Raw genomic sequence first — 23,824 nt, forward strand, 5'->3', positions numbered from 1 at the left:
GGGCTGGTCGGCCTCCCGGCCGCCGCTTACGTCGTGTCAGGGGCCGGGAGGGCCCGGCCCCGCGCCGGTCACGGGTCGAGGTCGGCGGCGGAGCGCTCGGCGAACACGGCCATGGCCTTGGCCGTCACCGGTCCGGGCTCGGACGAGACCTGTCGGCCGTCGATGTGCAGGATCGGTTGGACGTCGCGACCCGTCGAGGTCAAGAACGCCTCGGAGGCCTCCGGCAGTCGCTCCATCGGCACGTCCGCCTCCTCGCCTCCGAACCACTCCAGGACCAGCTCCCGGGTGATGCCCGCGAGCGGCCCGGCCGACAGGGGCGGGGTGACCAGCGCGCCGTCGAGCACCACGAAGATGTTGCTGCCGGTGCCCTCGCAGAGGTTCCCGCTCACGTTGCGAAAGACCGCCTCGCTCGCCCCCCTCTCCTTGGCGTGGGCCAGCGCGCGCACGTTGTCGGCGTACGAGGTGGTCTTGAGGCCCGCCAGGGCGCCGAACTCGTTACGCGGCCACGGGGCCAGCGCCACGTCCGTGTGCGGGGGGATCCCCGGGAAGGGGCCCAGCGCCACGATGACGGTCTGCTCACCCGGGGAGCGGTCCGATCCCAGCGGGCCCGCGCCGTCGGTCACGGTGACGCGCACACGGGCGTCGGCCAACTCGGGGTTGGCGGCCACGGCCAGGGCGACGCCGTCGGCGACCAGCTCCAGGTCGGGCTCGGCCATCCCCAGACCCGCCGCGGAGCGGGCCAGCCTGCGCAGGTGGCGGGTGAGCGCGAACGGGCGGCCGTTGCGGGACCGCACGGTCTCGAAGACCCCGTCCCCCACGGTGATCCCGTGGTCGAGCGCGGAGATGCGCGCCTCGCTCTCGTCGACGACGGCGCCGCGGCCGTACCCGGCACCCGCGATCCACACCCTCATTCCAACCCCCACGTTCTCAAGTGCCCAGGTCGGGCCGGTGACTTCCCGATACTCCCACCTCGGCGGCCACCGGGGCCCGGGGCCCTCCCTACCCGCCGTGCCTCGGGATTGGCAAGGGCAGTGACCAGCACCGGCCTCCGATCCGGCTTCCACCGCGCCGGGAGCCGCCCATCAGGACTGGTCACACGCTTCGAACCCGAGCACGGACCGCCCGACACACGCTGTGACTGCCAGACAGATAAGTTACGAATGACTATCATCTGGGCAACGCTTATGCGGGACCGGTCGCAGCTGATCCGAGCTCTCCCCTCCCGACCGATCCTGCCGCACCCCGGGTGCACGTGTCCCCGGCACACCCGAACACTGACAGAGCAAAGAGAGACATGACCCCACCGAGCACCGCCCGCGGAGAACTCAGCTGGCTGCTGGACGACCTCCTCACGCGCGCCTCCGGAACACAGCACGCCATCGTGCTGTCCACCGACGGGCTCCTCATGGCCACCTCCAGCGGCCTCGACCGCCCTGCCGCCGAACACCTGTCGGCCATCGCCTCGGGGCTGCACAGCCTCGCGGGCGGGGCGAGCAGGCAGTTCTCCGCCGGCGACATCCGCCAGAGCATCATCGAGATGGACCGCGCCTTCCTCTTCGTCGCCGCCGCAGGCGAGGGAGCCTGCATGGCGCTGATGTCCGACTCCGACAGCGACGTGGGCCTGATCGCCTACGAGATGAACAAGGTCATCGAACGCGTCGGCCAGTACCTCTCCGCGCCCCCGCGCCCCGACATGCCCTCGACACCCGCGCACGTGGAGAACTGACTCCTGCCACCGCGGCAGGTCGTCCGCTGGGCCTGCCACGGCAGGGCGCGGGCGCGGTTCCGCGTGCGCCCCACCGATCCGATTTCGCGCTTGGCCGGGTATCCGCTAGAGTTCTTAACGCAGCGAGGGGGACGGACGAGGGAGATCTCGGAGGTCCACAGCACTCGCCGTGCGGACGTGGCTCAGCTGGTAGAGCATCACCTTGCCAAGGTGAGGGTCGCGGGTTCGAATCCCGTCGTCCGCTCGGAGAGGCCCGCATGGGTGTCACTCGACGGTCCCCCATGTCGTTTCCTGGCGGAGTGGCCGAGTGGTTGAGGCAAGGGACTGCAAATCCCTGCACACGGGTTCGATTCCCGTCTCCGCCTCGCAGTACGCAGTACCTCATCCCCCGATGAGGGCGATTAGCTCAGTTGGTTAGAGCGCTACCTCGACACGGTAGAGGTCACAGGTTCGAGTCCTGTATCGCCCACTCGACTCAAGGCGACCCTGTTCGCGCGTCACCGCGCTCACCGGGTCGCCTTCGTCATTCCCCGGGGGACGGCCCCCCAGACCCCCGGTCATGCGCCACCACAGGTCAGAGAGTCATCTGGCCGTGGCGGCGAAGATGATCATCCCGCCCTGGGAGATATCTGGGAGATCGACTTCGAAGCGGGTTCCTCCGGGAGCCCGCTTTCGCTGTTTCCACGGTGGTGCTCTTGCGGGATCGGCGCCAAACCGAACAGCCGGTCCCGCTCCCAGTAGGTCAGAGCGTCCACGCTCCGCACCCACCGGCCTTCCAGCACGCTGCGTACACGCCGCTCCATCTCCGGGGTGACGTGTTCGTAGACCCGGCCCATCCCCGGAACCGTGTGGCCGAGCCTGGTCGCGCGGGCGACATCGCGTGCCTGGCCGGTGACCACCGCGCGATCGACTTCGTCAAGTTCTTGCCCCTCATCGATCGGCGAGTGCCCGCTGGGTTGGACGTGCACCCGGTCTGCGACAACTACGCCACCCGCAAGGCCCCCGCAGGCAAGGTCTGGTTGGCCGCCCACCCGCGTTTCCACATGCGTTTCACCCCGACCGGGTCGTCCAGGTCGAACGCGGGTTCGCCTACCTGAACAGCCAACTTCGTCCACGATCCCCCACGGGTCATGGACAGTGGGAGGGAGCCGTCCAAGGGCTGAGCCCTACCCTTGCGAACCTGCTGTGCGATTCCTCGGGCCGGGATGCAGGCGGTTGTACTACCTCCGTGATGTGGGGACGAAACGGAGATCGCAAGGTCTCCCAACCGCTCCAACGGGCCTGAACGGCTCCCAGGGACAGCAGCCCGGGGACGCTCCGCCCTCCACCCGGCCCCCGCACGAGAGGTCCCAGGGCGCGCCGCCCGACGGCGGCCACCACCCCCGCGCCTCCCCGGAGGGTCCGGCGGACCGCCCCGAGGGGCGGGAGGGGTCTGCGCAGGAGCGCCCGGCCACCGACCAGTGACACGCGGCCGGACCCCGGTCCCGGCCCGGCCCGCCCCCGCGGGCGGGGCGCGGTGGGCCGTCGCCGATCCGGGGTGCCCCGCCCCCGCGGGCGGGGCGCGGTGGGGCGCGGAGACCACAGGGGAGGAACACCGTGGTTACCCTCCCGATCGGCGGGTACACGGGTAGCACCCCGGAACACACCTACTCCCCCGGAGGCACACGTGTTCGCCACCATCGCCGCCGTCCTGTTCGGACTGGCGCTGCTCCTGGAGCTCCTCGGACAGAACATCCAGGACCTGGTCACCCCGAGGACCCTCACCCTCGCCGGTCTGCTGTTCCTCGCCCTGCACGTGGCCGGCTACGGCTCCGGCTGGGGGCGCCGCGGCCGCCGGTGACCCCGGCTCCCGTGCCGGTTCCGTCACGGCCCCGCCGCGGGTCTCCCGCACCGGGCCGCGCGGGCCCGGCGCGGCCCGCCCGGCCCGAGCCGGGCTTTCGACATGCGGGAAACACGGTTTGCTTCCGGTCCGCCCACCCCCTGCAGTGGCCCACGTCCTGTTGTCGACGACAGGGGTGGACGTTGCGCATCTGAGGTCCGCGACCATCACGCGGTACGGCTGAGCCGTACACCGGTCACGCTACGACTGGCTTCCACGCCGTCCGTGACCGCGCGTGTCTGCGACCTCGGCGCCAGTGGTCCCCGACCTCCCGGGACCCGGCTTCCTCGATCCGGCCGCCGCGTGGTGCTCGCCCACGAAACCACCTGTCACAGCGCTTGCGACCGCGAGGACCACCATGTCGAGTGCACCCGCCACCGGAGTCTTTCTGACCTGCTCCGCCCTGTCCTTCCAGTGGGCGGACGGCACGCCCGTCCTCGACGGGCTCTCCCTCACCGTCGGCCAGGGCCGTACCGGGCTCGTCGGCGCCAACGGCACCGGCGAGTCCACCCTGCTGCGCACGCTCGCCGGGCAGCTCGCGCCCGCGGCCGGCGAGGCCGAGGTGTTCGTGCCGATGCGGTTCCTACCGCAGCGGCTGGACCTGCTCGACGACGAGCTGAGCGTGATGGAGAACGCGTCGCGCATGGCGCCGGGGGTCACCGACCAGCAGATCCGGTCCCAGCTCGCACGGTTCCTGTTCAAGGGCAAGCGCGCCGAACAGGCCGCGGGCACCCTCTCGGGCGGGGAGCGCCTCCGGGCCGCCCTCGCCGCGCCGGTCCCGCAGCTGCTCCTGCTGGACGAGCCGACCAACAACCTCGCCAGGTCCGGCGTGCGGCAGCTGTCGGGAGCGCTCGACTCCTTCGAGGGCGCGCTCGTGATCGCCGGCCACGACCTGTCCTTCCTGGAGCCGGTCGGGATCACCCGGTGGCTGCCCGTGGACGAGGAACTGCGGGAGACCACCGCCGAGGGGGTGCGCGAGGCGCTGGAGGCGGAGGAGTCGGGGTGAGGTGCCCGCGGGTCGCGTTCGGATCGGGGGGCCGGTGAGTAGCGTTGTTCCCATGAGCAACGGAGAGAACGCTGTTCCCGAGATCGACCCGTCCGTGCCGCCGAGCGGGACCGGCTGCCAGGAGTGCGCGGAGGGCGGCGGGTGGTGGGTGCACCTGCGCCGGTGCGCCGCCTGCGGGCACGTCGGCTGCTGCGACTCGTCGCCCGCCCGGCACGCCACGCTTCACCACGAGGACACGGGCCACCCGATCATCCAGAGCTTCGAACCGGGCGAGGACTGGTTCTTCGACTTCCGGGGGCAGCAGATGGCGATCGGCCCGGAGCTCGCGCCGCCGAGCAGCCACCCGGTGGAACAGCCGGTTCCCGGACCCGAGGGGCAGGTCCCGCCCGACTGGAAGGAGCGCGTCAACCCCTGAGCCCCGGGCGCCCGACGCCCCTCCCCGCCACCCGGGGACGTCCGCCGCAGGCCGCCGCCCGTGTGAAGGACGCCCCCAGGTGGCGGCCAGTTCCCGCCGGGTGGCTAGGGTGCCCGTGATCCACCCTCCCGTGGGCCCCGGCAACGGCGCCGGAACGAACGCCCCGGCATCACACCTGACGATCAGGAGGAACCCGGCATGTTCCGCAAAGTGCTCGTGGCCAACCGAGGCGAGATCGCCATCCGCGCCCTGCGCGCCGGATACGAACTGGGCGCCCGCACCGTCGCCGTCTTCCCCCACGAGGACCGCAACTCCCTCCACCGGCTCAAGGCCGACGAGGCCTACCAGATCGGCGAGCCGGGCCACCCGGTCCGCGCCTACCTGTCCGTCGACGAGATCGTCCGCGCCGCACACGAGGCCGGGGCCGACGCGGTCTATCCGGGCTACGGCTTCCTGTCCGAGAACCCCGGGCTGGCCCGTGCCTGCGCGGAGGCGGGCATCACCTTCGTCGGCCCGCCCGCCGAGGTCCTGGACCTGACCGGCAACAAGGCCAGCGCCGTGGCCGCCGCCCGGGAGGCCGGCGTCCCGGTCCTGGAGTCCAGCGAGCCCTCCGACGACGTGGAGGCCCTGGTCGCCGCCGCCGAGGGGATCGGCTTCCCGCTGTTCGTCAAGGCCGTCGCGGGCGGAGGCGGACGCGGTATGCGCCGCGTCCTGCACGCCACGCAGCTGCGCGAGTCGATCGAGGCCGCCATGCGCGAGGCCACCACCGCCTTCGGGGACGCCACGGTGTTCCTGGAGAGGGCCGTGGTGAACCCGCGCCACATCGAGGTGCAGATCCTCGCCGACGGGCAGGGCGGCGTGGTCCACCTCTTCGAGCGGGACTGCTCGCTGCAACGGCGGCACCAGAAGGTCATCGAGCTGGCGCCGGCACCCAACCTGGACCCCGCGCTGCGCGACCGCATCTGCCAGGACGCGGTCCGCTTCGCCCGCCAGATCGGCTACCGCAACGCGGGCACGGTCGAGTTCCTGGTCGGTGAGGACGGCACCCACGTCTTCATCGAGATGAACCCGCGCATCCAGGTCGAGCACACGGTGACCGAGGAGGTCACCGACGTGGACCTCGTCCAGTCCCAGCTGCGGATCGCCTCCGGCGAGACCCTGGCCGACCTCGGGATCGCGCAGGAGACCGTCTACCTGCGCGGAGCGGCCCTCCAGTGCCGCATCACCACCGAGGACCCGGCCAACGACTTCCGCCCCGACACCGGGATCATCAGCGCCTACCGCTCCCCCGGCGGCTCGGGCATCCGCCTCGACGGCGGCACCTCCGCCGCGGGCACCGAGATCAGCCCGCACTTCGACTCCCTGCTGGTCAAGCTGACCTGCCGCGGCCGCGACCTGGCCACGGCGGTGAGCCGCGCCCGCCGGGCCGTGGCCGAGTTCCGCATCCGCGGCATCTCCACCAACATCCCCTTCCTCCAGGCGGTGCTGGAGGACCCCGACTTCCAGGCCGGACGGGTCACCACCTCCTTCATCGAGGAGCGTCCGCAGCTGCTGACCGCGCGGCCCTCCGCCGACCGCGGCACGCGGCTGCTGACCTACCTGGCCGACGTGACGGTGAACAAGCCGCACGGGGGGCGCCCCCACCTGGTGGACCCGGTCACGAAGCTGGCGCCGCTGCCCGCCGGGTCGCCGTCCCCGGGATCGCGCCAGCGCCTGGCGAAGCTCGGCCCGGAGGGGTTCGCGCGCTGGCTGCGCGAGTCGCCGCAGCTGGGGGTGACCGACACCACGTTCCGGGACGCCCACCAGTCGCTCCTGGCCACACGGGTCCGTACCAAGGACCTGCTCGCGGTGGCGCCCACGGTCGCCCACACCCTTCCCGAACTGCTGTCGCTGGAGGCCTGGGGCGGCGCCACCTACGACGTGGCGCTGCGCTTCCTGGCGGAGGACCCCTGGGAGAGGCTGGCCGCGCTCCGTGAGGCCGTGCCCAACATCTGTCTCCAGATGCTGCTGCGCGGTCGCAACACCGTGGGCTACACCCCCTACCCGACGGAGGTCACCAACGCCTTCGTCCGGGAGGCCGCGGCCACGGGCGTGGACATCTTCCGGATCTTCGACGCGCTCAACGACGTCGAGCAGATGCGCCCGGCGATCGAGGCGGTGCGCGAGACCGGCACGGGGGTGGCGGAGGTCGCGCTGTGCTACACCTCCGACCTGTCCGACCCGGCGGAGAAGCTGTACACGCTGGACTACTACCTGAAGCTCGCCGAGCGGATCGTCGACGCGGGCGCGCACGTGATCGCGGTCAAGGACATGGCCGGCCTGCTGCGCGCCCCGGCCGCCGCACGCCTGGTCTCGGCCCTGCGCCGGGAGTTCGACCTGCCGGTGCACGTCCACACCCACGACACGGCGGGCGGCCAGCTGGCCACCTACCTCGCGGCGGTCAACGCCGGGGCGGACGCCGTGGACGGGGCCGTGTCGTCGATGGCCGGGACGACCTCGCAGCCGTCGCTGTCGGCCATCGTGGCCGCCTTCGACCACTCCGAGCACGCGACCGGCCTGAGCCTGGACGCGGTCAACGAGCTGGAGCCGTACTGGGAGGCCGTGCGCCGGGTCTACGCGCCGTTCGAGGCCGGGCTGTCGTCGCCGACCGGGCGGGTCTACCACCACGAGATCCCGGGCGGCCAGCTGTCCAACCTGCGCACGCAGGCGATCGCGCTGGGGCTGGGCGACCACTTCGAGGAGGTGGAGGCGATGTACGCCGCCGCCGACCGGATGCTCGGCCGCCTGGTGAAGGTCACGCCCTCCTCCAAGGTGGTGGGCGACCTGGCCCTGCACCTGGTCGGGGCGGGGGTGTCCCCGGCCGACTTCGAGGCCGAACCGGGACGGTTCGACGTCCCGGACTCGGTGGTCGGGTTCCTGCGCGGCGAACTGGGGGTCCCGCCCGGCGGGTGGCCCGAGCCGTTCCGCACGCGGGCGCTGGCCGGCCGCGCGGACGCGCGCCCGGTGGCGGAGCTGTCGGAGGAGGACCGGGACGGGCTGGCCGACGACCGGCGGGCGACGCTCAACCGGCTGCTGTTCCCCGGCCCGACGCGGGAGTTCGAGGAGCACCGTGACGCCTACGGCGACACCAGCGTGCTGTCCAGCGCGGACTTCTTCTACGGTCTGGACGCGGGGGAGGAGCACGTGGTCGACCTGTCCCCCGGTGTGCGGCTCCTCATCGGGCTGGAGGCCCTGGGAGAGGCCGACGAGCGCGGGGTGCGCACGGTGATGGCCACGCTCAACGACCAGTTGCGACCGCTCCAGATCCGGGACCGGGCGCTGGCCTCCAAGGTGCGCGCCGCGGAGAAGGCGGACAAGTCCAACCCGGGGCACATCGCCGCGCCCTTCGCGGGCGTGGTCACGCCGACGGTCGCCGAGGGCGACGAGGTCGAGGCCGGGGCGACGGTGGCCACCATCGAGGCGATGAAGATGGAGGCGTCGATCACCGCGCCGCGGGCGGGCACCGTCACCCGTCTGGCGATCGACTCCGTGACGCGGGTGGAGGGCGGCGACCTGCTGGTCTGCCTGCGCTGACGCCGGACCCCGGGCTTCCCGTACCGAGGCCCGGGCCGGCGGGGGCGGCGGCCGGTCCCTCACGGGGCGGGCGCCGCCCCCGCGTCGTCCCCGGGCGGTTCCGGCGGCCGGGCGGTTCCGGCTCCGCGGGGGCAGCCCCGGCGGGCCGCGTACCCTCGAAGTGTGACGAACACGCTCAATCCCGACACCCCCGGGGTCGTGGCCGCCCGGATGCGGGAGGTCCTGGGAGCTGGGCCGGTGGCCGTGCTGACCGGGGCGGGGGTCTCCACGGACTCCGGGATCCCCGACTACCGTGGGCCCGGCTCCCCGCCGCGCAAGCCGATGACGTACCAGCAGTTCGTGGGCGACGCCGCGTTCCGCCGCCACTACTGGGCCCGCAACCACGTCGGCTGGCACTACGTGCACCGGACCCTGCCCAACGACGGCCACCGCGCACTGGCCGAACTGGAGGCGGCGGGAGCGGTGTCCGCCGTCATCACCCAGAACGTGGACACCCTGCACGAGGTGGCGGGCAGCCGGCGCGTCGTCGACCTGCACGGCCGCTACGACCGGGTGGTCTGCCTGGCCTGCGCCGAGGTCGTCAGCCGGGCGAGCCTGGCCGAGCGCCTCACCGCCCTGAACCCCGACTTCGCCGACGGCGTCGCCGATGTCGAGGTCGCACCGGACGCCGACGCGGTCCTGGCGTCCACCGAGGGGTTCCGGGTGGCGGACTGCGGCTCCTGCGGGGGCATGCTCAAACCGGACATCGTGTACTTCGGCGAGAACGTGCCCAAACCGCGCGTGCTGGAGGGCTACCGGCTCGTGGACGAGGCCTCGGCCCTGCTGGTGGCGGGTTCGTCGCTGACGGTCTTCTCGGGGCGCCGGTACGTCAAGCGCGCGGCCGAGCAGGGCAAGCCGGTGGTGATCCTGAACAGGGGGGAGACCCGGTCGGACGGCGTCGCCGCGCTCACCGTGGACGCGGGCTGTTCGCAGGTCCTGCGCTCCCTCGTCCGCGCCTACACCCCCTGAGCCGCGGCGCCGGGCACCCGTACCGGTGCGGGTGCCGCCGGGGCCGGGCGGGCAGGACCCCCTCGCGGAAGGCGAGCGGGCGGTGACCGCCCGGCCGCAGCCCGCGCCCCGTTCCTCCTGCGGCTCGCGCGGCGACCGGCCGCCCCCGCGCCGTGACCGTGTACCCGTCGCGGGCCCGGTCGGCACGCGTGCGCGGTCATCGGGGTCCGCCCGCTAACGGACGCGCTGGAACTCCACCATCCGCTCCACCCGCCGGAAGCCGAACCGCAGGTTGACGTCCCTCATCGGCGCGTTGGCCGGGTCCACCCACGTGCGCACCTGGGTGGAACCCGGGTACTCGCGGGCGAGCACCTCCAGGTTGCGCAGCTTCAGCGCGGAGCCCAGCCGCAGCCCCCGGTGGGCGCGCATCACCAGCGTGTCCTCCTGGTAGACCTCTCCCCCGCTCTCGGCGGGGACGAGGACCATGCTGTACCCGGCCAGCCCGCCGGAGGGAGACTGCGCGACGGAGACGACGGTGCCGTACTCCTGTTCCTCGCGGCGCCTCTCCTCCGCCCTGACCCGCGCCGCGTCCCACACCTCGGGCTCGGTGTCCAGCCCACCCGTGGGCACGTCCTCCGCCATGGCCGTGCGCATCTTCGCGTAGGCCTCCACCAGCTCCTCCGGACACGCGCCCGTCCAGGTCCGCACCCGGTACGGCCCGGTGTGGGTGGGGATCGCGGCCAGCCTCCCGGGCTCCACCGGCAGGTCGAGCACGAGGTAGTCCTCCTCGTGCGCGGACTCGAACCCGTGTGCCAGGGCGAACCCGGCCCCCGGCCACTCCTCGGCTGCCCACCCGTCGGGAACGTAGACCTCGCCCAGCGCCGTGGTGCGTCCCTCCTCCGCCATCACCCCCTCGGCGAGGGCGAGCAGGGCGCTGCCGTGCCCGCGGCGGCGGCAGTCCCGGGCCACCGACACGTCCAGCTCGGCCAGGTGCCGGTTCTCCAGGTCGGGCAGTTCCATGAGCAGGGTGCCCACGACCCGGCCGGCCTCGGTCGCGGCGTACACCCGGTACCTCCGGTCCTCCCGGTGCGCGGTGACCATCCCCCGCAGGTCCGCGTAGCCCATGACGGCGGCTTCCGGCCGGTCGGCCAGGGCCGCCTCCCGCATGGTCGAGTGCCAGGCGCGCAGCGCCGTGTCGTCCGTGGTGTCGATGCGGCTGATCACCGGATCGGTTCCTCTCGTCGGGTCGGAGTACGTCATCGGCTCGGCGCGTCCTCCCGCGCCGGCTCGTCGAAGCGGCGCAGGCGCGGCGACGCCGCGGCCAGCAGGGCTGCGGCGAGGCCCGCCAGCCCCGCGATCCCCAGCAGCAGGGCCGTCGCCCCCGTCCTGCCCTCACCGAGGAGGCCGGACGCGGCCTCCGCGCCACCGTTCTCGAACAGCGGTGTCAGGAGGTGGTCGACCACGGGCCCGGCCACGAGGAGGCCGAGCGGCAGCGAGGACTGTGCGAGCAGGCGGCGGGCACCGAAGACGCGCCCCTGCACCTGCGTCGGCACCCGCGCCTGCCAGATGGCCTGGTAGGCGGAGTTGACGGCGGGCAGTGCGGCCCCCGCCGCGAACGCCGAGGCCGCCCACAGCCACGGCGTCTGCGCGATCCCCATCAGGAGGGGGCCCGCGGCGGATCCGACCGCCGTCCCCCCGAGGACGAGCGGCACCCGGCCCACCCGCGCCCCGACCGCGCCGACCACCAGCGCCCCCGCGACGCCGCCGGCGCCGCCGACCGCCAGCACCGCCCCCAGGACCGCCGGGTCGTCCCCGCTGCGCAGCATGAGCAGCGGTGTCGTCAGGGCGTAGGACACCGCACCGGAGAGGTTGAGCACGAAGAAGAGGGCGAGGAGGGTCCACAGCCCCCGGCGCCGGGCGATGTAGAGGAAGCCGAACGCCAGGTCTGCGCGGAGCACCGACCACGGTCGCGGCCCCTCCCGCGGCCCGCCCCGCGCGTCCCGCCGCCCCGCCGCGCGGTCCGGCCCCGGTTCGGGAACACGCACCGCCAGCAGGGTGAGGACCGCGAACCCGAACGTGAACAGGTCCAGGGCGAGGACGACTGACAGGTCCGCCACCCTCAGCAGGACACCGCCCAGGGCGGGGGCGAGGATCTCCGAGCCCGGGCCGGCGAGGCTGATCATCCCGTTGGCCCGGACGAGGCCTGCCTCGGGGACCAGGAGGGGCACCAGCGCGGAGTAGGCGACCATGTGCAGGGACTCCATCACGCCCTCGACCACGGCGATCACGTACAGGTGCCAGATCTCCAGGCCGCCGTTGAGGTAGAGGACCAGGACCGTGCAGGACGTGGCGGCGAGGACTGTGTCGCCGACCAGGATCGCGGCACGGCGGCCGCAGCGGTCCACGACCACTCCGGCGACGGGCGCCACGGCCAGGCCGGGGGCGAGGGAGAACAGGGTCAGCAGGGCGAAGAGCGTCGCCGAACCCGACTCGCCCCACACCCACAGGGTCACCGCGAACCACGCCGTGCCCGATCCGATCACGGAGAGGAACTGGCCCGCCCAGACCAGGGAGAATCCGCGCATGCCCGCCGCTACCCCGCCTCGCGCCGGGCCGCGTCCGCCCTGGGTGGAAGCGGCGGGATGGTGACCAGGGTGAAGCGCTCCTCGGCCGCGACGGGGGCCACCCAGTGCCAGGCGCGGGGGTCGTGCTCGACGCGGGTTCCGGCGCGGTCGGGCACGAACACCACCGTCGCCTCGTCGTGCTGGGCGTTCAGCCCGTCCCGGTCGGAGGTGGTGAGCATGTACAGCCCCTGGCGAAGGGAGTCGCGGTGCGGCAGCACGTAGTCGCCCCGGTCGTACCGGCTGACCTGGACGTAGTAGTCGTCTCGGCGGGTGCCCGCCGGGGCGGCGTCGCCCACGACGAGTTCGGTGTGCCGGGAGCGGGCCCCGTCCAGGTCCGCCGGGGCGGAGGGCGGCAGGCCGGTCATCGCCGCTGCCACCTCCCCCAGGAGGGTGTGGGCGGCGGGCACGTCCACCCGGTCGGTGGTGGGGGGCATCGGGGTCTCCTTCACTCCAGGTCGGTCAGGTCGACGGGTTCGGTGTCGGGGAAGGCGCGCCGCAGCGCGGCCGTGTCGGGGTGGGCGGCCACCTCCAGGAGGAGCTGGAGGACGGCCGTGCGCCCCCACCCGGCACGGGAGCCCATCGCGACCTTGAACAGTCCGCGCCCCTCCTTCAGGGAGGGGACCACGCACTCGAACCGGTGGGCGCGGAAGCCGAAGCTGGACCCGTGGACGAGGGGGAGCCGGCGGCGCCGGGCCTCGGCGCGCAGGACCCCCAGCAGGAATCCGTGGTGGTCGAGCCGGTCCTCGCGCAGGTGGCAGACGACGAAGGGCGCCTGCGCCCACGGCAGGGCCCGGTGGTCGGACAGGGAGGGGTGGGCGATCCGGGCGAAGAGGCCCCCGCGTTGTTCGGCGAGCAGGCGTGCGGCGAGGGCGTTGTTGCGGAAGACGGCGCGGGTGTGGTCGCGGGCGTTCGCCCGGTCCAGGACGAACGGTGCGCTGAGCAGCGCGAGGGTGTCCAGGCCGGGGCCGGCACCGGTGACGGTGCGCATCTTGCGCAGGTAGGCGGCGAGGTCGCGGGCCGGGGGCAGGGAGGGGTCCTCGCGTGGCGCGTACAGGGACACGACGCCCAGGTTGCCGAGTTCGAGTCCGCGCTGGTCGAGTTTGAGCCCGGAGCGCACCTCGGCCAGCAGGAGTCCGGGGGCGGCGAGCTCCTCGACGAGCCGTTCCATGGGCCAGGCCGGGGACACGAGGGTGGAGTCGACGACCACCAGGCCGGGCCGCCCGCCGCGCCGCTCCCGCCATGCGCGCAGCAGGGCGGGCAGGTCCAGGACCTCCAGCTCCCACTCGTAGCGGACGGGTTCGAGGAGGAGGACGTCGGCGCCGCCGCCGGTGACGGCGGCGCGCAGCTCCTCCTGGGTCCCGGCCCGTGTCCAGCGCAGGCAGTCGTCGCCGATCAGGTCGAGCAGGACCGCGGTCTCGTAGTAGGCGCCCCACATGGTCAGGCGCAGGGGGTGGTCGGCGGTGGGGCGGGTGAGCCCCTGGTAGCCCTGGACGACCCCGGCGATGGCGGCCATACCGCTGGAGTAGACGACGTGGGCCGCGTCGTGGCCGCGGAGCCGGGTGTCCTGGGCGGTGAGGCGGTCCTCCAGCGCGTGGCACTCGATGTTGCGCTCGTAGCTGTGCGTGGAGGGCCTGCCCGCGGGCAGGCGCATGGGTGTTCCCAGCGGCGGTGACTTGAGGAGGGGGTCCGTGAAGCCGTGGGCGTGGGTCGTCCACAGCGCGCGGAAGCCGGCCTCGGCGTCGTCGAGCGCGCGTTCGAGCCGGGGGCCGGGTGCGAGGAGGTGCAGCGCGGCGGTCTCCTCCCGCCAGTGGTCCAGACCGGGAACGGCGCGGGCGGTCCCGTCCGGGGCGGGCGCGCCGTCGGCGCCCGGGGGGAAGCAGAGGTCGGCCAGCCGTTGGAGGGCGGTGACGTCCGGGTCCGGGTCGGGTGGCGCCGCGGCGGAGGGGGCCTCGCCGCCCTGCGGCTCCGGGGCCCGGCGCGCGGCGCGGCGGGATGTCCCGGTCATACCCGTCCCCCTCCGTCCCCGCCCACGGCGACCTCCCGTGGGCGCCCCCACCCGTGCAGGTCGCGCGCCATGCTCGCGGTGTAGGCCCCGGCGGCGTTGAACACGAGGCGGTCCCCCTCGTGCAGCGGGGGCAGCGCCACCTCCTCGGCGAGCACGTCGTTCTCGTAGCAGGTCACCCCCGCGACCAGGTGGGGCTCGGGCGTCCCGCCGCGCTCGGGTATCCGGGCCACGACCCGGGGGCGCCCCCAGGTGAAGAGGTTCCAGCCGGAGGCGTCGGCCGTGGCGCACCTGCCGCCGTCCGGGTGGGGTTCGACGGAGCGCAGGGACACCACGAGGAAGCCTGCCAGTGCGGTCAGGAGCATGCCGGGTTCGAGCAGGACGCGCACCCGCGTGCCCGCGAGGCTGTCGGCGACGCGCCTCCAGGCCTCTTGCGCCCTGCGCCGGTCGGCGTACAGGGTCGTGAAGCCGCCGCCGAGGTTGAGTTCCCGGACCTCGGGGAACACGCGTGTGCAGCCTGCGAGCGCGGCTGCCAGGCGCTCGGCGCGCCGGGGCGTGCCGATCTCACCGCTGTGGACGTGCAACCGGGTGACCCTGGTCCCCGTCTCGGTGAGGATGCGGTGCAGCACGGGCGAGGCGGGGTCCACGCCGAACCGGCTCAGGCGGCGTCCGGCGGTCCGGTCCGCCTCGGCGACGGGGACGCGCAGGCGCAGCCCGATCTCGGACGGGGGGTCGGGGGCGCGGGTGAGGGCCCGCAGCTGGTCGAGGCCGTCGACGTCCACCAGCGCGCCCTCCCGTGCCATGGATGCCAGGTCCTCTCCGGTCAGGCCGGGCCCGGTGACGCTGACCGGGGCCATTCCCGCGTCCCGTGCCGCCCGCCACTCCGCGGGTGAGGCGGCGTCGGCGCCGACGCCCAGCCCGGCCAGGTGGCGGAGCAGGGGCGCGAAGCGGTTGGCCTTGAGCGCGAAGAGCAGGACGGGGTCGCCCAGGCAGGCCAGGTCCTCGCGCAGCGCGCCCACGACGGCGGAGACCGCGTCCAGGTCGAGGAGGAGGACGGGGGTCGGGGTCCGCTCGGCGGCGCGCAGGACCGCGGCGCCGGGGACCGTCGGCACGATCGTCACCGGCTCCCCCCGGTCCGGGTGGCGGCGTCGAGTACGCGCAGCAGCAGGTCGGCGACGATCAGCCCGTCGGTCTCGCCCTCCCCCGGCAGGAGTTCGACCACGTCGACGCCGACGATGCGCCGCGCGGAGCACAGCCCGGTGAGGAGTTCGGTGAGCTGCGCGTGGGTGAAGCCACCGGGAAGGGGGGTCCCTGTGGCGGAGAGCACGGACGGGTCGAGGGCGTCCACGTCCACGGTCAGGTGGTACGGCAGGTCCTCCGGGAGTTCCGCGAGGATGTCGTCGAGGGGGGTGCGGCAGGCGGACGTCCCCGGCCAGCGGCGGAGTTTGGTGTCGGGCACTCCCGGCCGGTCCTCCAGCTGGCGGAGGCCGAACTGGGCGAGGCGGACCACGCGGGGGTCGCCCACCACCCAGTCCATGACGTTGCCGTGGTGGCAGTAGAGGTGGGCGCCGTCCAGCCGCGGCCGCCCGTAGTCGCTGTGGGCGTCGACGTGGAGCACCCCGAGGGAGCCGTGGGAGTCGGCGAGCCCGCGCACGACGGGCAGCGTGACGGAGTGGTCTCCGCCGAGGACGACGGGCAGGCGTCCGTGGCCGGCGACGCGGGACACGATCCTTTCCAGGGAACCCCACGTGGGACCTCCGGAGCGGTGGACGTTCGCGGACACGTCACCGGTGTCGGCGAGGCGGACCCCGGACAGGACCCGCCGCCCGGTGACCGGGTCCAGCGCCCCGGGTGGCCCGGAGGCGGTGTCCCTGTACTGGAAGAGCGCACCACCGGTGCGACGCAGGTAGGCGGGGGCGAAGCGGCTCCCCGGCCTGTGGGAGGCGCCCAGGTCGTAGGGCATACCGAGGAAGACCACGTCGCAGCCGTCACCGCGCAGGGCCTCGGCGAGGCTGAGCACGGGGGCGCCGAACATGCCGCCCCGGCCTCCGGGGGCGGGGACGCCGTCCGGGTCGTGGCGCCGGATGAGTCCGCGCTCCCCCAGGGTGTGGACGACGGCGCGCGTACGGCGCCCGTTCTCCCCGGACGGGAGGCTGGAGAGGGTGCGCGGCAGCGCGAACGCGGTCAGGACGGCGGCGGTGGCGGGGCCGACGCCCAGCTCCCACCCCTGGACGGTGTGCCACACGACGGTGCGGCCGTCCTCCGCGCACCGCAGGGCGAGCGCGGGGTCGGTGGCGAGGAGGGTGTCCTCGGTGAACGGGGGATCCGTCGCGGGCACCCGTCCCCAGGGGTGTTTCTCCGTGGCTGCGGGTTCGCCCCGTGCGGGGGGCTGCGCGGCGGGGCGTGGTTCGGTGGCGGGCATCGGCGGCTCCGGGTGGTCCGTGTTCAGGGTGTGGCCCCGGCGGTGGTCGCGGGCGCGGCGGTGGTCGCGGGCGCGGTCTCCTCCGCGGCGGGGAGCATCCGTTCGCCGTCGAACAGGAACTCCTCGGGCGGCGGGATCCGGTTGAACCACCGGGCGTTGGTCATGGTGTAGGCGCCCGTGGCGGTGACGATCAAGCGGTCACCGCGGCGGCACTCGGGGACGGCCAGGGTGGTGCGCGCCCTCGCCGGGGTCGCACCGAAGAAGTCGTTCTCGTAGAGGGTGCAGCCGGCCACGAGCGCGGGGACGTCCGACGGGCGCGCGTCCAGGGCCAGGACCTGCGGCCGGTTGTGCCAGGGTGCGAGGTTCCAGGCCGAGGCGTCGAGGGTGACGACCCTGGTGCCGAACACCGGGTGCTGTGCCTCCACCGACCGCACCCGGGCGACCAGGTAGCCGTAGGGGGTGAGCAGAGCGCCGCCGGGCTCGAAGCGCAGGGCGATCCGGCGCCCGGTCATCACCTGCCAGCCGGAGACGAGGAAGGCCACGTCGTCCAGGGCGGCGAGGGCCCGCGCGCGGTCCCGGTAGAGGTGGAGGAACCCGCCGCCGAGGTCGAGGGTGCGGACGTCGGGCAGGTGTTCCGCCACGGTGAGCAGGTAGCGGGCCTTGTAGCGCAGCGAGTCGGGGGTCATCTGGCCGGTGTGGACGTGCAGGCGGGTGGCGCGCAGACCGTGCTGTTCGAGCAGGCGGGGCAGGTCGGGGTCGCCGGGAGGGATGCCGAACCGGCTGTCGGAGGCGAAGGTGGTGTCGCCCTCCAGAGCGCGCGGCAGGGCCACGCGTACGCGGAGACCGACCTCGGTGCCGGGGCGGCGGCGGCCGTAGGCGTCGAGTTGGTCCGTGGAGTCGCAGTCGGGGGTGATCCCGTGGGCGGCCAGGGTGTCGAAGTCGGCTCCGCCGAAGACCGGCCCGGTGGCGGAGACCTCCGTGAACCCGCAGTCCAGGGCCAGTTCCAGTTCACCGGGGCTGGCGACGTCGCAGCCCAGGCCGAGGGAGGCCATCTCGCGGAGCACGGAGGGTGTGTGGCAGGCCTTGAGGGCGAGGTTGAGACCGGCGTCCGGCAGCCGGGCCACGTCCCGGCGCATCGCCTCGACACCCGCGCGGATGCCGGGGAGGTCGTAGACGAGCGCGGGCGTGGGGAGATGGGCCGCGAGCGCGAAGAGGCGTTCGCTCGGCGGGGTGAACAGGGGAGCTGCGGATGTCATCGGCGTCCTCAGTCGGGGCGGGGTGCCCCCGGGCCGGTGTCTTGCGGGAACCACCGGCCCGGAGGGGTTCCCCGGCCGGGAACTAGTTGGAACGGGGGCGGCTGCCGCCGAGGGTGCCGAGGTCCATGGAGATCTCGCGTACGTCGGCGCCGCCGATCTCGCGGATGGACTCGTCGGTGCCGGCGGGGCCCTCGGCCCAGGCGTCACCGGTGAACGTGGCGTCGAACTCCGCTTCGAGTTCGACGAGCTTCAACTCCAGCGTGGACATAGAGCTTCCCTTCACTGCGCTTGGTAACAAAGGTCCGCATTCGCCCCCTATTCGTTTTCACCGAGGGAGGGACGAACGCACCGACCACTGTAGTTTCACCCGCCAGAGGACAACAGCAGAGTGACCACTTCCGGACAGGAAGGCATGACGACGTGCGCGGAAACAAAAGGAGAAAGGTCTTCATAAATGCGATTTTCCCTGGCATAACACAATGCCATAACACCAGAAAAGGGCTATCGAGAACGCGCGGGAGAACCGCGCGAAGGCCCTTCTCCCGGAAAACCGGGCCACCTGGTCGCACGCGCCCGGGGCCTCACGGGAACACGAATCCGGCCCTGATCCGGCGCAGGAAATGCCCGGTGGACCGGGACGGGGCCCCCTCGACGGTGGGCACCGCCCCGGAATCGTCCCGCCCCCTCGTGCGTCCCGACCGGTCGTGTGGGCGGGGAGGGCGGGACGGCGGCTACCGCGCCGCTTCCCGCGCCTCGACGTGGCCGAGGAAGTCGAGGAGGGCGGTGTTGACCTCCTCCGGACGCTCCTGCTGGGTCCAGTGGCCGCAGCCGGGCAGGGTGACGTCCGCGTGCAGGCGGGGCACGAGGAGCGGCAGGGCCTTTCGGAGCTCGGGGATCCCCCGCATGACGGTGACCAGGTCCATGTCCCCCACCATGTACAGCGCGGGGACGTCGATGCCGCGCCCCTGGAAGGGTGACATGAGCGTCTGGTTGCGCTCGATGTTGCGGTACCAGTTGAGCCCGCCGGTGAAGGCGCGGGCGCCGTGTCTGGCGTGGTCGCGGGCGAAGACCGCCACGTCCTCCTCGGTGAGCCAGGAGGGCAGTTCGTCCGCCGGGGGCAGTCCGTCGAGGAGCGTCCCGCCCTCGGGCACCATCCACAGCCGGGCCTGGTCCGTCTCCGGGTTGTCGCCGGAGGCGCCGACCAGGACGCGGCGCAGGAACGAGGCCGGGTCGGCGGCGAGTTCGGCGTCGGCGACGCCGGGCTCCTGGAAGTAGACCTGGTAGAAGCCCTCCCCGTAGATCCGGCGGCTGACCGAGGGCGCGGGCATCATCGCGGGCGGGAACGGCGGGACGCTCAGGCCCACGACGCCGCGGACCAGGTCGGGCCGCATCATGGCGGTGCTCCAGGCGACGGGGGCTCCCCAGTCGTGGCCGACGAGGACCGCCTCCTTCTCACCGAGTGCGGCGATCAGGGCGACGACGTCGCCGACCAGGTCCGGCAGCGTGTAGGCGCCGGCGTCCTCGGGCTGGTCGCTACGGGCGTAGCCGCGCTGGTCGGGGGCCACCACCCGGTACCCGGCCTCCACCAGCGGCGCGAACTGGTGGCGCCAGGAGTACCAGGTCTCGGGAAAACCGTGCAGGAGCAGCACGAGCGGACCGCTCCCCTGTTCTGCGACGTGCAACCGGACGCCGTTGACCTCGACGTCCCTGTGTTCGACGTTCATCGTGTACTCCTCGGTGACCTGGGCGACAGTGCCGGCCACGCTATCCCAGGCGTGGCGGGCCCTCCCGGGGCACGGAGGGGGAACGGGGGCCGGACCACAGGGGCGCCCGCCGGAGGCCCCGGACCGGGTCAGGTCCCGCTGACGGAGGCCGCGCGCCGGTCCAGGAGGGCCAGGACCCGCTCTCCCCAGCGGATGTTCTCCTTCTCCAGGGAGATGCCGCCCATCAGGGTGAGGTAGGGGCCGATCCGTTCGGCTCGGGCGACGTGCTCGTCCTCGGTGCGGCCGTCGAGCAGCCGCAGGCGCAGGCGTTCGTAGCGGGCCAGTTTGCCGCGCGCCCAGGAGATCCGCTCGGCGACGGAGGCCCGGACGGCCTCGGCGTCCCCCGAGTCCACCGCCTGGATCTGGACGAGGAGCTCGTCGCGCATCGCGGCGGGCCGGGGCAGGCGCTCCGTGTACTCGTGGAGTGCGCGGCGACCGGCTGTGGTCAGGGAGAAGACCCGCTTGTTGGGGCGCTTCTCCTGTTCGACGACGACGGCGTCGATCAGCCCGTCGGCCTCCATGCGGTCGAGTTCCCGGTAGAGCTGCTGGGGGGTGGCCATCCAGAAGTTGGCCACGGAGGCGTCGAAGTTCTTCGCCAGGTCGTATCCGGACGCCGCGCCGTCCAGCAGCGCGGCCATCACAGCGTTGCGCAGTGCCATCCCGGCAGCATAGCCCGCGACCGGGGAACGACGGTCCGGACGGCTCACTCCCGGCGCGGACGACCCTGGACACACCCCGCCGGCCGCTGTTACCCTCCCCACCCCTATTCAACAAGTTGACTATGGAGAGCCCGATGACCCACCCGTTCCGCGCGGCCGTCGAGGCGGACGACCACGACGCGATCCACGCCCTGCTCTCCGAGGACGTCGTGTTCACGAGCCCGGTCGCGTTCCGGCCCTACCGGGGCCGGGCCATCACGGCCGCCGTCGTGCGCGGCGTCTCCCGGGTCTTCGAGGACTTCCGCTACGTCCGGGAGTTCTCCGGCGCCGACGGCCGCGACCACGCCCTGGTGTTCGAGGCACGGGTCGGGGACCGGGAGATCAACGGATGCGACCTCCTGCACACCGACGGCGAGGGCCGTGTCGACGAGCTGGTCGTCATGGTCCGCCCCCTCTCCGCCGCCACCGCACTCGCCGAGGCCATGGGCGCCCAGTTCGACCGCATCGCCCGTGAGGCCCGGGAGGAAGAGGGGGCCGGGCGGGGACCGGTGTGACGAGCGGCCGGGGCCGCCCCGGAAAGGCACGCGGTCCGGGCACGGGCGTTCGTGCCGGGCACGGCGGCCCGTCCGGGATCCCCGCCTCACAGGACCAGCGCGAACACCGCGAGGGAGAGCGCGAACACGAGGAACACCACGCCGCCGAGCGCGGACGCCCTGCGCGTGGAGGCCGCCCCGTCCCCGCCCCGCCAGGGCAGCTGCGGCCAGCGGCGCACCGCGCCGGACAGCGCCGCCGCGACGAGGACGACCACCAGGTACCACAGGGCCACCGGGAGGTGGATCCACTGCACCACGACGAGGAGGAGGACGGCCATGGCGGCGGTGCCGAGCGTCCGGGAGACCGCGTCCCAGCGGTCGGCGAAGCGGAGCCGCCCCGAGCCGCGCCAGCCCCGCAGGGCGGTCAGCACCGCGTCCAGGGAGAGGTAGGCGACGAGGACGGCTCCGAGGGCGAGGGGGATCCAGGTGGTCACTCCGCCTCCAGGAGCAGGGTGTGCGCGACGTCGTCCACGGCCAGGGAGGAGTCGGCCAGCACGATGACCGCCCTGCCGCCCTCCCTGTCCAGGGCGAGCATCGAGGAGAACCCGCCCGTGCCTCCGTTGTGCCAGGTCACCGCCGTCTCGCCGTGGACGTCGATCCACCAGCCGAGACCGACCCGTCCACCGCCGCCCGCGTCGTGGCGCGGCTCCATGGCGTCGGACCCCGGAGCGTCCCCCTCCAGCAGGGCGCGGGCCAGGAGCTCCATGTCGTCGGGGGTGGACCGGACACCGCCCATCGGGGCGTAGGCGCCGGTGGTCCACGGATCGGCCGTGCGCCCCTGGGGCCCGTGCCCGACCGAGGCGTCCTCGGGAAGGTTGTCCGGCGTGACGGGCAGCGTGGTCGCGTCCATGCCCACCGGGTCCAGGAGGCGTTCGCGCAGGAGGGAGGGGTAGTCGGTCCCCGAGGCCGCCGCCACGGCGTGGCCGAGGACGGCGGCGCCCATGTTGGAGTAGGCGACCTCGCCCCGGCCGCTCAGCTCGGCTGCGGCGACCTGCGCGAGGAGCGTGTCCAGGTCGGCCCGGTAGGGGTCGCTCCCCCGGTAGTTGGCGACGACCGCTCCGACCGTTTCGGAGAGGCCGGCGGGGAGCCGGGGCAGGCCGGAGCGGTGGCCGGCCAGCTCCGCGAGGGTGACCGACGCGGCGGGCGCGTCGCCGAGGTCCAGGAGCGTGCCCAGTTCGGTGTCCTCCGTGACCTCGCCCCTCTCCACGGCGTCGGCCAGGAGGAGGGAGGTCATGGCCTTGGTCACCGAGCCGATCTCGTAGACGGTGCCGCCGTCGGCGCCGAAGTGGGCGACGCGCGTCCGGTCGCCGTCGATCTCCACGACGCCGGCGCGCTCGCGGGCCTCAGCGGCCAGCAGGGGCCTGGCGCGGTCGAGCAGGCCGGGGTCTCCCGACTCCTGCCCCGACAGCGACGGCACCTGCGGGCGCACGGCGACACCGGCGGCGACGACCAGGACAGCCATCGCGCAGGCGGCCACGAGGGCCCGTGTCCCGGGCCCGGATCTCCTGGAGTCCCCTCCCCCGCCGTTCACGACGTGCCGCCCACCGCTGTGAGGATGGCCAGGAGGGGGACGACGCGCTCCGGGGGGACGAGGTAGTGCCCGCGCCGGACCGAGGTCAGCCACCCGGTCGCGACGAGCAGGTTGACGTGGTGGTAGATCTGGCCGGTGGTACCGAAGTCGGAGAGCTCGGCCAGGCCCGCGACGGTTTCGGTCCCGGCCCAGACCGCGTGCAGCAGGTTGAGCCGGACCGGGTTGCCCAGTGCGTCGAGGACCGCGGCGCCGCGGGACCAGTCGGCCCCGGCCAGGCGTTCGACGGGCAGGCCCTGCTGCCACTCGATCCCGTCGCCCCCGTCCTCCTCCCGGACGATGCCGGCGAAGACCACTCCCCCTCGCCCGGCGGTGTGTTCGCGGAGCGCGTCCAGGGCGAACAGCGCACCGCCGAAGCCCGTCGGCGCGGGTCCGCCCTCACCGTCCGCCGGGGGCTCCGCGCCCGCACGGGCCTCCAGTTCGGCGACCCGGGTCTCAAGGTCGTCCAGTCGTTGCTCAGTCGTTCGTTCCGTCACGCCCCCAAGTTACACGATATTCCGTAATTACGTAAAAGCAGCTGAGCTGCGACCACGGCTGTACGCCGCGAACCGGCGGCGACACGCGGGCTTTGCCGTATCAGGAGAAACCTGTGAGGACCCGGTGACCCGGCGGGGCCGATCATGAGAGGACGGCGCGCGACCCGCGCACCCGTCACGCAGACCGGAGGGGCCGCCCCTGCCCGGAGCAGCAGGACACAGGGCACCCGGGGGGCCGGTGAGGAGCTGACATGCGACCAGAGGCAGCCAACGGCTGGCAGTTCTTCGTCGCCACACTGCTGATCGTCATCGGGGCGGTCAACATCATCCAGGGGATGGTGGCGCTGTTCTCCCCCGACTTCTACGTCGCCACGGGTTCGGACATGCTCTTCCTCGAGTACGGCTCCTGGGGCGTCCTGCTCGGACTGTGGGGAGCGGTCCTGGCCATCGCCGGCCTGGCCGTGCTGTCCGGGAGCACCTGGGCACGGGTGTTCGGCATCGTGCTCGCGTCCCTGAACGCCCTCGCCCAGCTGGCCTTCGTGGTGGCCATGCCGATGTGGTCGATGGTGGCCATCGCCGTGGACATCCTGGTGATCTACGGCCTGACCGCCGGATGGCCGTCCCGGGGGTCGCAGGCGCCCGGACGGGCCGAGCACGAGGCCGTCTACCAGAGCGGCTACCGGGCGTCCCACGAGACACCGCGGCCGGCCCGCTCACCGGAGGAGACCACCGGTCGGCAGCAAGCCACCGGCCACGGCTCCTGACCCCGGCCACGACCGCTCCCGCCCTCCGGTGGCGGGGGCGGTTCGTGCGGGCGCACCCCTCCCCGCCACCGGAGAACGGCCACGAGGTCCC

General features: G+C 73.6%; 23 protein-coding genes and 3 tRNA genes. 11 read left to right on the top strand and 15 right to left on the bottom strand.

Going from position 1 to position 23,824, the window contains the following annotated elements; genetic code table 11:
* Positions 1-68: 68 nt before the first annotated feature.
* Complete coding sequence (locus ACFWTE_RS00005) at positions 69-911, bottom strand: aminotransferase class IV (RefSeq protein WP_378776246.1); 843 nt, start codon at positions 909-911, stop codon at positions 69-71.
* Between the two features lie 383 nt (positions 912-1,294).
* Between ACFWTE_RS00005 and ACFWTE_RS00010 the strand changes: the two genes are divergently transcribed.
* The 4 genes from ACFWTE_RS00010 to ACFWTE_RS00025 all read left to right on the top strand — a co-directional run bounded on the left by ACFWTE_RS00010 (position 1,295) and on the right by ACFWTE_RS00025 (position 2,195).
* On the top strand, positions 1,295-1,726 hold the full coding sequence (locus ACFWTE_RS00010) for a roadblock/LC7 domain-containing protein (RefSeq protein WP_378776248.1): 432 nt from the start codon (positions 1,295-1,297) through the stop codon (positions 1,724-1,726).
* Positions 1,727-1,897: 171 nt separating this feature from the next.
* Positions 1,898-1,970, top strand: a tRNA-Gly gene (locus ACFWTE_RS00015).
* 49 nt (positions 1,971-2,019) lie between these two features.
* Positions 2,020-2,091: transfer RNA gene (locus ACFWTE_RS00020), tRNA-Cys, on the top strand.
* A 30-nt stretch (positions 2,092-2,121) separates the two neighbouring features.
* Positions 2,122-2,195, top strand: a tRNA-Val gene (locus ACFWTE_RS00025).
* Between the two features lie 139 nt (positions 2,196-2,334).
* Here the strand turns inward: ACFWTE_RS00025 and ACFWTE_RS00030 are convergent.
* Entirely contained in the window at positions 2,335-2,694 is a 360-nt protein-coding gene (locus tag ACFWTE_RS00030; RefSeq protein ID WP_378776250.1) for a hypothetical protein, read from the bottom strand.
* Between the two features lie 698 nt (positions 2,695-3,392).
* Between ACFWTE_RS00030 and ACFWTE_RS00035 the strand changes: the two genes are divergently transcribed.
* The 5 genes from ACFWTE_RS00035 to ACFWTE_RS00055 all read left to right on the top strand — a co-directional run bounded on the left by ACFWTE_RS00035 (position 3,393) and on the right by ACFWTE_RS00055 (position 9,607).
* Complete coding sequence (locus ACFWTE_RS00035; RefSeq protein ID WP_378776252.1) at positions 3,393-3,566, top strand: hypothetical protein; 174 nt, start codon at positions 3,393-3,395, stop codon at positions 3,564-3,566.
* Positions 3,567-3,963: 397 nt separating this feature from the next.
* Entirely contained in the window at positions 3,964-4,611 is a 648-nt protein-coding gene (locus ACFWTE_RS00040; RefSeq protein WP_378776254.1) for an ATP-binding cassette domain-containing protein, read from the top strand.
* A 52-nt stretch (positions 4,612-4,663) separates the two neighbouring features.
* Complete coding sequence (locus ACFWTE_RS00045) at positions 4,664-5,026, top strand: UBP-type zinc finger domain-containing protein (protein ID WP_378776256.1); 363 nt, start codon at positions 4,664-4,666, stop codon at positions 5,024-5,026.
* A gap of 198 nt (positions 5,027-5,224) precedes the next feature.
* Complete coding sequence (locus ACFWTE_RS00050) at positions 5,225-8,599, top strand: pyruvate carboxylase (protein WP_378776258.1); 3,375 nt, start codon at positions 5,225-5,227, stop codon at positions 8,597-8,599.
* Positions 8,600-8,761: 162 nt separating this feature from the next.
* On the top strand, positions 8,762-9,607 hold the full coding sequence (locus tag ACFWTE_RS00055; protein WP_378776260.1) for an NAD-dependent protein deacetylase: 846 nt from the start codon (positions 8,762-8,764) through the stop codon (positions 9,605-9,607).
* A gap of 213 nt (positions 9,608-9,820) precedes the next feature.
* On the opposite strand, the gene ACFWTE_RS00060 is transcribed toward ACFWTE_RS00055, so the two are convergent.
* The 10 genes from ACFWTE_RS00060 to ACFWTE_RS00105 form a co-directional block, all read right to left on the bottom strand.
* A complete protein-coding gene (locus tag ACFWTE_RS00060; RefSeq protein WP_378776262.1) occupies positions 9,821-10,846 on the bottom strand; it encodes a GNAT family N-acetyltransferase in 1,026 nt (341 codons plus the stop codon).
* Positions 10,843-12,171, bottom strand: coding sequence for an MFS transporter (locus ACFWTE_RS00065; protein WP_378776264.1), 1,329 nt, complete (start codon positions 12,169-12,171; stop codon positions 10,843-10,845). Before ACFWTE_RS00065 ends, ACFWTE_RS00060 begins: the two co-directional genes overlap by 4 nt.
* Positions 12,172-12,179: 8 nt before the next feature.
* Complete coding sequence (locus ACFWTE_RS00070; RefSeq protein ID WP_378776266.1) at positions 12,180-12,644, bottom strand: hypothetical protein; 465 nt, start codon at positions 12,642-12,644, stop codon at positions 12,180-12,182.
* An 11-nt stretch (positions 12,645-12,655) separates the two neighbouring features.
* Positions 12,656-14,215: a hypothetical protein gene (locus tag ACFWTE_RS00075; protein ID WP_378776268.1), complete on the bottom strand. Its 1,560-nt coding sequence runs from the start codon at positions 14,213-14,215 to the stop codon at positions 12,656-12,658.
* Positions 14,212-15,333, bottom strand: coding sequence for a diaminopimelate decarboxylase family protein (locus ACFWTE_RS00080; protein WP_378776270.1), 1,122 nt, complete (start codon positions 15,331-15,333; stop codon positions 14,212-14,214). Before ACFWTE_RS00080 ends, ACFWTE_RS00075 begins: the two co-directional genes overlap by 4 nt.
* The gene (locus ACFWTE_RS00085; RefSeq protein WP_378776272.1) at positions 15,330-16,634 is read right to left on the bottom strand and encodes an arginase family protein; all 1,305 of its coding nucleotides are present in this window, start codon (positions 16,632-16,634) and stop codon (positions 15,330-15,332) included. The genes ACFWTE_RS00080 and ACFWTE_RS00085 overlap by 4 nt, the downstream gene beginning before the upstream one ends.
* Before the next feature lie 23 nt (positions 16,635-16,657).
* Positions 16,658-17,890 (bottom strand): diaminopimelate decarboxylase family protein, encoded by a 1,233-nt coding sequence (locus ACFWTE_RS00090; protein WP_378776274.1) that lies wholly within the window; start codon positions 17,888-17,890, stop codon positions 16,658-16,660.
* An 82-nt stretch (positions 17,891-17,972) separates the two neighbouring features.
* Positions 17,973-18,158, bottom strand: coding sequence for a hypothetical protein (locus ACFWTE_RS00095; RefSeq protein ID WP_378776276.1), 186 nt, complete (start codon positions 18,156-18,158; stop codon positions 17,973-17,975).
* Between the two features lie 463 nt (positions 18,159-18,621).
* Positions 18,622-19,614: an alpha/beta fold hydrolase gene (locus ACFWTE_RS00100; RefSeq protein ID WP_378776675.1), complete on the bottom strand. Its 993-nt coding sequence runs from the start codon at positions 19,612-19,614 to the stop codon at positions 18,622-18,624.
* A gap of 128 nt (positions 19,615-19,742) precedes the next feature.
* Positions 19,743-20,312, bottom strand: a complete 570-nt coding sequence (locus ACFWTE_RS00105) for a PadR family transcriptional regulator (RefSeq protein ID WP_378776278.1) — start codon at positions 20,310-20,312, stop codon at positions 19,743-19,745.
* Positions 20,313-20,446: 134 nt separating this feature from the next.
* Between ACFWTE_RS00105 and ACFWTE_RS00110 the strand changes: the two genes are divergently transcribed.
* Entirely contained in the window at positions 20,447-20,866 is a 420-nt protein-coding gene (locus tag ACFWTE_RS00110) for a nuclear transport factor 2 family protein (RefSeq protein ID WP_378776280.1), read from the top strand.
* Between the two features lie 86 nt (positions 20,867-20,952).
* On the opposite strand, the gene ACFWTE_RS00115 is transcribed toward ACFWTE_RS00110, so the two are convergent.
* From ACFWTE_RS00115 to ACFWTE_RS00125, 3 genes are all read right to left on the bottom strand, one after another.
* Positions 20,953-21,339, bottom strand: coding sequence for a hypothetical protein (locus ACFWTE_RS00115; protein WP_378776283.1), 387 nt, complete (start codon positions 21,337-21,339; stop codon positions 20,953-20,955).
* The gene (locus tag ACFWTE_RS00120) at positions 21,336-22,367 is read right to left on the bottom strand and encodes a serine hydrolase domain-containing protein (protein WP_378776285.1); all 1,032 of its coding nucleotides are present in this window, start codon (positions 22,365-22,367) and stop codon (positions 21,336-21,338) included. Before ACFWTE_RS00120 ends, ACFWTE_RS00115 begins: the two co-directional genes overlap by 4 nt.
* Positions 22,368-22,432: 65 nt before the next feature.
* Positions 22,433-22,969: an ArsR family transcriptional regulator gene (locus tag ACFWTE_RS00125; protein WP_378776287.1), complete on the bottom strand. Its 537-nt coding sequence runs from the start codon at positions 22,967-22,969 to the stop codon at positions 22,433-22,435.
* A gap of 251 nt (positions 22,970-23,220) precedes the next feature.
* Here ACFWTE_RS00125 and ACFWTE_RS00130 point away from each other — a divergent pair, with 251 nt between their 5' ends.
* A complete protein-coding gene (locus ACFWTE_RS00130; protein ID WP_378776289.1) occupies positions 23,221-23,733 on the top strand; it encodes a hypothetical protein in 513 nt (170 codons plus the stop codon).
* Positions 23,734-23,824 lie beyond the last annotated feature (91 nt).

Source organism: Nocardiopsis sp. NPDC058631 (genome assembly GCF_042716955.1).
Classification (GTDB): Bacteria; Actinomycetota; Actinomycetes; order Streptosporangiales; family Streptosporangiaceae; genus Nocardiopsis.

What these genes read in the sequence shown, in the direction of transcription:
- ACFWTE_RS00130 (WP_378776289.1), top strand. Translation starts at nt 23,221, where the DNA reads ATGCGACCAGAGGCAGCCAACGGCTGGCAGTTCTTCGTCGCCACACTG.
- ACFWTE_RS00060 (WP_378776262.1), bottom strand. Translation starts at nt 10,846, where the DNA reads ATGACGTACTCCGACCCGACGAGAGGAACCGATCCGGTGATCAGCCGC.
- ACFWTE_RS00095 (WP_378776276.1), bottom strand. Translation starts at nt 18,158, where the DNA reads ATGTCCACGCTGGAGTTGAAGCTCGTCGAACTCGAAGCGGAGTTCGAC.
- ACFWTE_RS00070 (WP_378776266.1), bottom strand. Translation starts at nt 12,644, where the DNA reads ATGCCCCCCACCACCGACCGGGTGGACGTGCCCGCCGCCCACACCCTC.
- ACFWTE_RS00090 (WP_378776274.1), bottom strand. Translation starts at nt 17,890, where the DNA reads ATGACATCCGCAGCTCCCCTGTTCACCCCGCCGAGCGAACGCCTCTTC.
- ACFWTE_RS00075 (WP_378776268.1), bottom strand. Translation starts at nt 14,215, where the DNA reads ATGACCGGGACATCCCGCCGCGCCGCGCGCCGGGCCCCGGAGCCGCAG.
- ACFWTE_RS00085 (WP_378776272.1), bottom strand. Translation starts at nt 16,634, where the DNA reads ATGCCCGCCACCGAACCACGCCCCGCCGCGCAGCCCCCCGCACGGGGC.
- ACFWTE_RS00105 (WP_378776278.1), bottom strand. Translation starts at nt 20,312, where the DNA reads ATGGCACTGCGCAACGCTGTGATGGCCGCGCTGCTGGACGGCGCGGCG.
- ACFWTE_RS00050 (WP_378776258.1), top strand. Translation starts at nt 5,225, where the DNA reads ATGTTCCGCAAAGTGCTCGTGGCCAACCGAGGCGAGATCGCCATCCGC.
- ACFWTE_RS00010 (WP_378776248.1), top strand. Translation starts at nt 1,295, where the DNA reads ATGACCCCACCGAGCACCGCCCGCGGAGAACTCAGCTGGCTGCTGGAC.
- ACFWTE_RS00005 (WP_378776246.1), bottom strand. Translation starts at nt 911, where the DNA reads ATGAGGGTGTGGATCGCGGGTGCCGGGTACGGCCGCGGCGCCGTCGTC.
- ACFWTE_RS00120 (WP_378776285.1), bottom strand. Translation starts at nt 22,367, where the DNA reads ATGGCTGTCCTGGTCGTCGCCGCCGGTGTCGCCGTGCGCCCGCAGGTG.
- ACFWTE_RS00045 (WP_378776256.1), top strand. Translation starts at nt 4,664, where the DNA reads ATGAGCAACGGAGAGAACGCTGTTCCCGAGATCGACCCGTCCGTGCCG.
- ACFWTE_RS00065 (WP_378776264.1), bottom strand. Translation starts at nt 12,171, where the DNA reads ATGCGCGGATTCTCCCTGGTCTGGGCGGGCCAGTTCCTCTCCGTGATC.
- ACFWTE_RS00100 (WP_378776675.1), bottom strand. Translation starts at nt 19,614, where the DNA reads ATGAACGTCGAACACAGGGACGTCGAGGTCAACGGCGTCCGGTTGCAC.
- ACFWTE_RS00040 (WP_378776254.1), top strand. Translation starts at nt 3,964, where the DNA reads ATGTCGAGTGCACCCGCCACCGGAGTCTTTCTGACCTGCTCCGCCCTG.
- ACFWTE_RS00110 (WP_378776280.1), top strand. Translation starts at nt 20,447, where the DNA reads ATGACCCACCCGTTCCGCGCGGCCGTCGAGGCGGACGACCACGACGCG.